The 1839-nt window shown below is 37.2% G+C and carries 3 protein-coding genes; all 3 read left to right on the top strand.

The features are described from left to right. On the top strand, positions 1-667 hold a 667-nt coding region (locus ACOI1C_RS22450), incomplete at its 5' end, for a Mu transposase domain-containing protein (protein WP_422512859.1). Then, on the top strand, positions 664-1434 hold the full coding sequence (gene istB / locus ACOI1C_RS22445; RefSeq protein ID WP_422512858.1) for an IS21-like element helper ATPase IstB: 771 nt from the start codon (positions 664-666) through the stop codon (positions 1432-1434). The genes ACOI1C_RS22450 and istB, both read left to right, overlap by 4 nt. A gap of 13 nt (positions 1435-1447) precedes the next feature. Continuing rightward, positions 1448-1750 (top strand): hypothetical protein, encoded by a 303-nt coding sequence (locus tag ACOI1C_RS22440; RefSeq protein WP_422512857.1) that lies wholly within the window; start codon positions 1448-1450, stop codon positions 1748-1750. The last annotated feature ends 89 nt before the right edge of the window (positions 1751-1839 follow it).

The raw sequence follows: 1839 nt of genomic DNA, 5'->3' as shown, positions 1-1839 counted from the left end.
CCAACAAAACCAAACTGCTGAAGAATCTTTAAAACAGGAACAAGACACTTTCCTCCCTCTTCCCCACCCGTTCGATGCAGCACGAGTCCAAAACGTGCGCGTGGACAAGTATTCAACAGTAGTAATTGATCAAAGCCATTATTCGGTCCCCGATCATCTGGTTGGCGAAATTGTAAAAGTGAAAATCTATTCAAATCGTATTCTATCATTCTATAAAGAAGAAAAAATAGCTGACCATATCCGGCTCACTGGTTGCCATGAATGGAGTTTACAGTTAGAACATTATTTAGAAACGATAAAGAAAAAGCCTGGTGCATTAGCTGGTAGCACAGCATTACAACAGGCAAACAAAAAAATACAAACCATATATAAGACTTATTATACCAGTCGTGAGAAAGAATTTGTAGAGTTAATACAGTATTTAAAGGCTGAATCGACTATTAATGAAATTGAACGAAGTATAATTGAACTGCGTAAGATCAATCCGGTTCATGTGACGACTGATAAAATAAAAATCTTATGTGCCAAAAATAAAATGAAGCTACCCTCCTCTGTTCCCGTATCAAAAGAGTCAAAGGATATTGTGGAACACGCCAAGGCTCATCTTAAGATGTATGACGAGCTATTTCAGACAGAGACAGTAGGAAAGAAGGAGGCTATTGCATGAAAGCAACAAAAAAGATTGAAGATATATACAAATACAGCAGCGATCTAAAACTGTCTATAATCAAGCAATGTTTCGAAGAACAAATCAAAGAGGCAAATCAGAAGGACGCAAGTTATGAAGAGTTCCTATATCTACTTCTACAGAAGGAGTGGGATTCACGTCAGGAAACAGCACAATATAACCGAATTCGTCGTGCAGAATTCCCTTTTAAAAGACACTTGGAGGATCTATCAATAGACGATTTACCAGAAGATGCGCAAAAGAAATATAAGCATCTTAAGACGCTTGAATTTATCAAAGAAGGTAGAAATTTAATCCTAGCAGGGAACCCAGGAACTGGAAAGTCGCACATGGCAATTGGATTAGGTATGAAAGCTTGTGTGGAAGGTTATAAAGTCTGGTTTACAACCATCCCTCTGTTGATTAACCAGATTAAAGAGTGTCGGTCCGAAAGGACTCTCCGAGCCTTTCAGAATCGATTCGAAAAATATGACCTTGTGATAGCGGATGAAATGGGTTATATCTCATTTGATAAAGAAGGTGCAGAATTATTGTTTACGCATCTCTCTCTTAGAGCTGGCCAGAAATCAACGATCATTACTACTAATTTATCATTTGAAAGATGGGGAGAGATTTTCCAAGACCCTATCATGACAGCAGCAATGATTGACCGGTTAACACACCAAAGCTATCTTGTGAATATGAACGGTAATTCCTATCGTATGAAGCAAACAAAGCAATGGCTAGAGAAACAACAGTTAGGGTAAAGGAGCTATATAGATGAATGCGTTACTAGAAGCAATGTCCTTCTTTCGTTCTTACGGTCTAAAAGTGGAAGAGTCTTTGATTAAAGAATGGGTATTAACGAATGACAACGCTAAAAACCATCAAATGAAAGAGGAAGATATATATTTGTTTAATGAATGGTGTAGATGGAAAGGGACTGCCTATGAAGAAGGTATTGATGACCAAATTAAAATTGAGCGATTACTTGAAGAGATTCGTATTTTGAAGATTGATAAAGAGTCTTTGAAAAAAGAAAATGATAGATTAGAAGAACACTTGGGTATTTATCCCTTCTAACTAATTACGATTCCCCCTTGCCTAATTGGAAAATTCAGGTGGGGGAATTTTAAATGCTTAAGTGGGGGAAATTTGAGTTGACAATTACA

It is taken from the genome of Bacillus sp. DJP31 (assembly GCF_049310945.1).
In the GTDB taxonomy this organism is placed as follows: domain Bacteria; phylum Bacillota; class Bacilli; order Bacillales; family SA4; genus Bacillus_BS.
This window is presented reverse-complemented; position numbering and strand designations above follow the sequence as displayed.